8 protein-coding genes are annotated in these 6,906 nt (G+C 56.8%); 3 read left to right on the forward strand and 5 right to left on the reverse strand.

Annotation, left to right across the window (positions count from 1 at the left end; all coding sequences use genetic code 11):
* Positions 1-131: 131 nt before the first annotated feature.
* The gene (gene argH, locus G7025_RS16215) at positions 132-1,559 is read right to left on the reverse strand and encodes an argininosuccinate lyase (RefSeq protein ID WP_181080161.1); all 1,428 of its coding nucleotides are present in this window, start codon (positions 1,557-1,559) and stop codon (positions 132-134) included.
* Between the two features lie 193 nt (positions 1,560-1,752).
* Here argH and G7025_RS16220 point away from each other — a divergent pair, with 193 nt between their 5' ends.
* From G7025_RS16220 to vapC, 3 genes are all read left to right on the forward strand, one after another.
* The gene (locus G7025_RS16220) at positions 1,753-2,712 is read left to right on the forward strand and encodes a LysR family transcriptional regulator (protein ID WP_181080162.1); all 960 of its coding nucleotides are present in this window, start codon (positions 1,753-1,755) and stop codon (positions 2,710-2,712) included.
* A 375-nt stretch (positions 2,713-3,087) separates the two neighbouring features.
* Positions 3,088-3,327: a type II toxin-antitoxin system VapB family antitoxin gene (gene vapB / locus G7025_RS16225; RefSeq protein WP_115487096.1), complete on the forward strand. Its 240-nt coding sequence runs from the start codon at positions 3,088-3,090 to the stop codon at positions 3,325-3,327.
* Positions 3,320-3,724 carry a type II toxin-antitoxin system tRNA(fMet)-specific endonuclease VapC gene (gene vapC, locus G7025_RS16230; protein ID WP_181080163.1) on the forward strand — a complete coding sequence of 135 codons (405 nt, stop codon included), beginning with the start codon at positions 3,320-3,322 and terminating at the stop codon, positions 3,722-3,724. The genes vapB and vapC overlap by 8 nt, the downstream gene beginning before the upstream one ends.
* Positions 3,725-3,751: 27 nt before the next feature.
* Here vapC and G7025_RS16235 read toward each other — a convergent pair whose 3' ends face one another.
* The 4 genes from G7025_RS16235 to G7025_RS16250 form a co-directional block, all read right to left on the reverse strand.
* Positions 3,752-4,399, reverse strand: a complete 648-nt coding sequence (locus G7025_RS16235) for an HAD-IB family hydrolase (RefSeq protein WP_181080164.1) — start codon at positions 4,397-4,399, stop codon at positions 3,752-3,754.
* 72 nt (positions 4,400-4,471) lie between these two features.
* On the reverse strand, positions 4,472-5,185 hold the full coding sequence (locus tag G7025_RS16240) for an HNH endonuclease (RefSeq protein WP_181080165.1): 714 nt from the start codon (positions 5,183-5,185) through the stop codon (positions 4,472-4,474).
* 99 nt (positions 5,186-5,284) lie between these two features.
* Positions 5,285-5,863 (reverse strand): BRO-N domain-containing protein, encoded by a 579-nt coding sequence (locus tag G7025_RS16245; RefSeq protein ID WP_181080166.1) that lies wholly within the window; start codon positions 5,861-5,863, stop codon positions 5,285-5,287.
* 318 nt (positions 5,864-6,181) lie between these two features.
* The coding region (locus tag G7025_RS16250; RefSeq protein ID WP_181080167.1) for a ribonucleotide-diphosphate reductase subunit beta at positions 6,182-6,906 on the reverse strand (725 nt) is incomplete at its 5' end.

Genomic DNA, 6,906 nt, shown 5'->3' on the forward strand with positions numbered 1-6,906 from the left:
CTCCAAAAAATACGTGTTGCCTGATCGTTCCCACGCTCTGCGTGGGAATGCATCCCGTGACGCTCTGCGTCACTCTTGCGCACGGCTCGGAGGGACGCGGAGCATTTCCACGCGGAGCGCAGGAACGATCTTCAAATTCTGAAACCGGTATAGGTCTCGGCCCATTGCTGCTGAGCCGCCAGTGCAATCTTCAACCGCCCAATCTGCTCCCTAACCCGCTCCGGCGCGGTCCCACCCCAGCCACTGCGCGCCGCGATCGCCGCTTCCAATGTCAGGCAGTCCCGCACCTCGGGCGTCAACCTTGCATCCACCTCCGCCAACATCGCCGGCGAGGCTTCCCACAACTCGATCTCATGCTTCTCACAGGCCTGCACCAAAGCGCCGGTAATCTCATGGGCCTCCTTGAACGGCACGCCACGGGTGGCCAGCCAATCCGCCACCTCAGTCGCCAAGGTAAAGCCCATCGGTGCCTGGCGCCGCAGCTCCTCTACCTGCACCTTCATGGTCGCGACCATCCCGGCCATGGCCGGCAGCACCAGCAGCAAGGTGTCCACGCTGTCCAATACGCTGTGCTTGTCTTCACTCAAATCGCGGTTGTAGGAGAGTGGCAACGACTTGAGCGTCGACATCAACCCGGTCAGGTTGCCGATCAAACGTCCGGCCTTGCCCCGTGCCAATTCGGCAATGTCCGGGTTCTTTTTCTGCGGCATGATCGAGCTGCCGGTGGCGTAGGCATCGTCCAACACGACCCAACGAAACTGGCGCGACGACCACAGGCAAAACTCCTCCGACAGCCGCGAAATATTCACCCCGAGCATGCCTGCCACAAACAGGAACTCCGCCACATGGTCACGGCTGGCGACAGCGTCGATGGAGTTTTCGCACGGCCCGGTGTAGCCCATTTCCTTAGCCGAATGCTCCGGCTGCCGCGCAATCGCCGAGCCCGCCATCGCGGCGGCGCCCAATGGCGACAACGCCGTACGCGCATCCCAATCCACCAGGCGCTGTACATCGCGCAACATCGACTGCGCATGAGCCAGCAAGTGATGGGCGAATACGATGGGTTGCGCCTGCTGCAAATGGGTAAAACCGGGGCAGATGCTCTCGACATGTTGCTCGGCCTGCGCCACCAACGCCTGCTGCAAACCCAGCACCTCGGTGGTGATGGTGCGCGCATGGTCGCGCAGGAACAGGCGCAAATCGTTGGCGGTCTGGTCATTGCGCGAACGCCCGGCGCGCAACTTGCCGCCCAGTGCGCCCAGGCGTTCGGTCAATACGCGTTCGATAAAGGTGTGCACGTCCTCGTCATCCTGGGTCGGATGCAGGCGGCCGGCGGCGAAGTCATCGCCGATACGGTCCAGGGCCTCGAGGGTACGCAAGGTCTCCGACTCGTCCAGTAAACCGGCGCGCTGCAACTCACGGGCATGGGCACGGGAGCCGGCCAGGTCGTAGGGCGTCAGGCGGAAATAGCGCTCAGGGCAGCGCGACAACGCAGCCAACGCAGCAGACGGGCCGGTCTTGAAACGCGCGCCCCAAAGACGATCGGTGGGCTGAGACATAGGTGTTCCTCACGCTTGTTTTTAGAAGAGTCGGAGGCAGTAACAATCAAATTTCCATCGGGTTGAATCGACGTCTGACGCGCCGTATTCAAGGTTGCCAAGGCCGGATGTTTATGTTCATTATCGCCGCCTGGCTATGTTCAAGGATTGGGTTGAAGCCTGTTGAATATGGCACTAGAGGTCAACGCGTATTATGGAAACTCCACTTTCCACTTCTGGAAACCTGCCGCCCAAACCCGGCGCACGACCGCCCCTGCAACTCAGTGGTTTGGACTTCAAACTGCTGCGAGTATTTATGGCCGTGGTCGAAGCCGGCGGCTTCAGTGCTGCGCAAAACGAGCTGAATGTGGGCCTGGCGGCCATCAGCAAACAGATCTCCGATCTGGAAATTCGTATCGGCATGCGCCTGTGTACGCGCGGCCGGGAAGGCTTCGGGCTGACCGAAGAAGGCAAGTTGGTGTATCAAGCGTCCATCGAGTTATTTACCTCGGTGGACAGTTTCAGAGATAAGCTTAGTTCGGCACAAAACGAGCTTATTGGTGACCTTAGTGTGGGCGTTATTGATAACACTGTGTCCGACGTTAATTCCCCGTTGATTACCGCGCTGGGCAACTTACATAGCCAATCGCCAAAAGTTAGATTACGCCTGCACGCCTCGCAACTGGATGAAGTTGAACGCGGCGTGGTGGAAGGGCGCTTGATTGTCGGCATCGTCCCCGTCTACCAGCGCCGCGAAGAATTTGACTACTTCCCGCTCTACGAAGAAAAGGCCCACGCCTACTGCGCCGTAGGACACCCGCTCTTCACCGCGAACGACATAACGCCCGAGGTGCTCCGCCAATATGAAGTGGTCAACCATCGGTATGCCATCCATCGCGACAAGACTAATTTCGTCAACTACGACAGCCAATCCGCCTCAGCCTCTCAGGTTGAAGCCGTCGCCATCCTCATCCTGACCGGCCGCTTCATCGGTTTCCTGCCCGAACACTACGCCGCACCGCTGGTAAGGGAAGGACGCCTGCGCGCACTGTGCCCGGAGCACGTTCACCTGAGCACCGCCTTCAACCTGATCCTGCGCCACAACGCGCCGAGAAGCCCGCTGGTAAAAGCTTTTGCCACCGCCCTGGGCGTAAACCTCAAAGCCACCACATAAACCACTCGCCGAACACAGATCAACGGGCTGAAAAAGGTTAAATGTGGGAGGTGTCGAGCTTTGGCGAGGCTGCGATGGGATCGATTCGGTTTCCCTGTCGAACTTCTCCACCCGCATCGCCTTTTCCTGCAGGCCGTTATCGTTTTCGACGCGAACGGTGGATTTGTTATCAAGTTCAGGGGCGCGTTGGCGTTTTATGGCTGCAGGAAGTAGCTGGCGGCTATGAGCAAGAGCGGTTCGAACGCTTGATCCTAGCTCCCCATGCCTGTGGGCTAAGGATGGGCGTCCGTCGGATGACTGCTATAGAGCTTTGCAATAGAGCATCCACGAACTATCATTCTTCCCAGTCTTTCCCTACCCAGAGAGGTGTTCTCTATGTCTTCTGGAACGATCTTCACTAACAATCGAACGCAAAATATTCGTATCCCTGCTGACATGCGCTTTCCTGCGGGGGTGAAAACTGTCGAGGTCCGCGCTGTGGGACGCGAGCTGATCATTTCGCCGGTTGAAAACACTTGGGACAGCTTTTTCCTTGCAGGCGAATCGGTATCTGATGATTTTATGGAAGAGCGCGCCGATCAAACCCAGCAAGAGCGAGAGTCTTTTGATGATTAAGTACATGCTTGACACCAACATCGTGATCTACATCATCAAGCGTCGGCCCATCGAAATACTGGAAAAATTCAACGCGAACGTAGGGCGTATGGTGATTTCTTCAATTACCCTCGCAGAGCTGATGCATGGAGCAGAAAAGAGTCAGCTCGTTGAGAAAAATACGCGAGCCGTGGAAGACTTTTCTTCCCGGCTCGACGTCCTTAACTACGATGACAAGGCCGCCTTTCACTACGGCTCGATTCGTTCGGATCTGGAGAAAAAGCGCACGCCTATCGGTGTAAATGATCTCCATATCGCCGGGCACGCTAGAAGCGCAGGCTTGGTGTTGGTGACTAACAATGAATGTGAGTTCAAGCGCGTAAATGGCTTGATTGTGGAGAACTGGGTAGCGGCTTAAAGCGTTCCCTGAAAACCACCACCCGAATCACCGCTGCAACCGAGCCCGCTTTTTCTTCTTCGCATGAAAATGCCGAAAATGCGCATCCTGCGCCGCCGCCAGCAACTCCCGATCCCCACGTGTATCGCCCCAGGCCCGCAGCCGATACTCACCCAAATCGCCATACACCGCTTCGAGCCGCAGCACCTTATTCTCACACCGGCAGTTATTCCCGGTGAGCTTGCCGGTCAACACCCCGTCGACCACCTCAAGCTCCGTGCCAATCAACTTGATCCCCAGCCGATCGGCAAACGGCTGCAACACCAACGCCGGCGACGCCGAGCACAGCGTCACCACCGCCCCCGAGCCCAATTCCTGCTCCACCGACAAAACCCCCGCCGGGCGCATCAACCGCGCCCAATTGCGCTGGCAATACTCCTCGGCCTTGCGCTGCACCCACGTCTTCTCCACCCCGGTCATAAAGGTGCGGATCAACTGCGCCTTCAACTCATCCCGGCTGATCTGCCGCAGCAAAAAGCGCAGCCCCGGCACCGCCAGCTTGACCATCCGGCCATAAAACTCGCCGGTGCCGAAGGCAAACTTGAGGAAGGGCACGAAACTGTCGTGGTGGGTGAGGGTGCCGTCGAAGTCAAAGACGGAGAGTACTTTGGCGTCAGCGGGGCCGGCTTCGAGCATGTCTGGGTTCACGGGGTGGCCTCGGTCCTATCTAGTATTTTTTAAGCGTGCATCAGGTGTGACAGCAGGAGTCTACTCCCGTGCCAATCTTCCGACCTTGGCGTAAAGCCCTTCGGTGAAAGCCTCTCGATCACTTGACCGGTGACAACGCTGATGGCAATTGGGGCACAAGGCTACAGCATTGGTGATGCGATCCGAACCCTTCTGGGCCAGGTGCTTGACGTGATGTACTTCAAGAAATGGCAAACCGTCGACCTCAAACGGCGCGTTAGCGCCGCAGCCTTCACAGATGCCGTTGGCTTCTTTCAGCACCCAGGCGCGTACCTTTGGGTCGCGAACAAAAGCGGTGCTGACGGTCGGGACTTTCTGCGGCTGGGCAATGCCGTCCGGTAGCTTAGGGAAAGGTTGTTGCTGCAGTTTGGACGCACGGCGGATAAGCGTTTGCTCGTCTGCTGTTTGGGCAGCGTCTTCGGATTCGAATACACCCTGTGCGGCCAGCGCTTGGCGGATGCGTTGCTCCACGCCTGTGCCCACGTTCTTCGCAGGCTTATAGCCTTCGATGCGGTCCCAGCCCATACGCACAAGCACGGTGGAGATATTTTGCATGCGGAACTCGATGGAGCCCTTTGCACGGCCTGCCACCGGTCCTTCGCGTAGGAGGCGGTTTTCGAGGGCTTTATTGAACGGTTGGCCGCTCTTTTCCCAGGCCAGCATCTTCAAGTACGCCTCGACCGCAGCTGCCAGCTCCGCGTCGCTCCAGTCCGTTTTGTCTTTCGTAATGTCCATGCAGCCGCCGAGGGTAGAAAACCCTCGGACGATACTGAGTAGCCATTATTGCGTCTACGAAATTTCCTACGCATTGGTAGGATTCGGCGGTCGTCCGAGTTAGTAAATTCGCTGCTTCATTCGGAAAGGTTGAGTGACTTTGCGCCACCACGGAGTCTTTGCTGACTCTTTCCGATAGGTTCGATTGATCAACAGATACGGCATGTCTCGAAGGCGAATCCAGCCTTCATCCTGCCAGTGCAGCAGGTTCAACGACATCTCCGGCCAATCCAGCATGCTCAATAGCGGTCGCTCCACCGTCCGGGGCTGGAGCTCGTCGCGCAATGTCGGAACGACTTCATGAGTGAGCCAACTCCGTAACAGCCTGTTCTCTGGGGCGTAGTGATAGACCAGCAGTGCGTATGCACCGGACTCGCTGATCATCAGCAATTCTTCTGGTTGACCGTGGAACAGCAATTTCAGGTATTGCCGTTGATCGGCATCGAGCTTACGAGTCGTTCGTTCATCCAGGCAGTAACCCATCAAGCGCCCGAGGTCGCGCGCGCAGAACCACGGTTGGTTTTCTAAAAGGAGGGCATGTAGGGGAAGATGATGTCTGGTGAACACGACGGCAATAGAAAGCTCAGGTATTACTGCACTCTTGGCCGTCGGTAAGTCGAGCAGATATTGGTTAGGCATTTCCTATGACCTCTACGTGATTTTCAGGAGGGCCAAGGGCCCAACGTAGAGAGCGGATTCAAGAAACTCCAACAGACATTGCCCTTCATGCAGCATCACGTCCCCATGACTAAAGTTCAGGCGGATTTCTGCTATACGATCAGGGTTAGCATCTACGTTGGGCGTTTCTTAGGCACCGGCGGACGAGGCTATCAGTATCGAAGTTCGCATCAATCGTTTTGTGGATGATCCTTTTGTAAGACAGTTCCTATTCAAATCATGAGCGCATAAAAAAGCCCTGAACAAGTCAGGGCTTTTCAAGGGTGCTTAACTCAGGAATCAATCCCAGCTCAGCGCGCCGCCGGTCTGGTACTCGATCACGCGGGTTTCGAAGAAGTTTTTCTCTTTCTTCAAGTCCATGATCTCGCTCATCCACGGGAACGGGTTGGTCGTGCCTGGATACTCTTCCTTTAAGCCAATCTGCGACAGGCGACGGTTAGCGATGAACTTGAGGTAATCCTCCATCATCGCCGCGTTCATGCCGAGAACACCGCGAGGCATGGTATCCCGCGCGTATTCGATCTCCAGCTGCGTCCCCTGCAGGATCATCTGGGTCGCTTCTTCCTTCATCTCGGCATCCCACAAATGCGGGTTTTCGATCTTGATCTGGTTGATCACATCGATACCGAAGTTCAGGTGCATCGACTCATCGCGCAGGATGTACTGGAACTGTTCCGCCACGCCGGTCATTTTGTTGCGGCGGCCCATGGAGAGGATCTGGGTGAAGCCGCAGTAGAAGAAGATCCCTTCCAGCACGCAGTAGTAAGCGACCAGGTTGCGCAGCAGCTCTTTATCAGTCTCGACGGTGCCGGTTTCGAATTTCGGATCGGAGATCGAGCGGGTGTATTTCAGGCCCCAGGCGGCCTTTTTGGCGACCGATGGAATCTCGTGGTACATGTTGAAGATCTCGCCTTCATCCATGGCCAACGATTCGATGCAGTACTGGTAGGCGTGGGTGTGGATCGCTTCTTCGAAGGCCTGGCGCAGGATGTACTGGCGGCACT

It is taken from the genome of Pseudomonas lurida (assembly GCF_013522705.1).
GTDB lineage: Bacteria > Pseudomonadota > Gammaproteobacteria > Pseudomonadales > Pseudomonadaceae > Aquipseudomonas > Aquipseudomonas quebecensis.

Coding starts and splice junctions, on each gene's coding strand:
- argH (WP_181080161.1), bottom strand. CDS start 1,559: ATGTCTCAGCCCACCGATCGTCTTTGGGGCGCGCGTTTCAAGACCGGC.
- G7025_RS16220 (WP_181080162.1), top strand. CDS start 1,753: ATGGAAACTCCACTTTCCACTTCTGGAAACCTGCCGCCCAAACCCGGC.
- vapB (WP_115487096.1), top strand. CDS start 3,088: ATGTCTTCTGGAACGATCTTCACTAACAATCGAACGCAAAATATTCGT.
- vapC (WP_181080163.1), top strand. CDS start 3,320: ATGATTAAGTACATGCTTGACACCAACATCGTGATCTACATCATCAAG.
- G7025_RS16235 (WP_181080164.1), bottom strand. CDS start 4,399: ATGCTCGAAGCCGGCCCCGCTGACGCCAAAGTACTCTCCGTCTTTGAC.
- G7025_RS16240 (WP_181080165.1), bottom strand. CDS start 5,185: ATGGACATTACGAAAGACAAAACGGACTGGAGCGACGCGGAGCTGGCA.
- G7025_RS16245 (WP_181080166.1), bottom strand. CDS start 5,863: ATGCCTAACCAATATCTGCTCGACTTACCGACGGCCAAGAGTGCAGTA.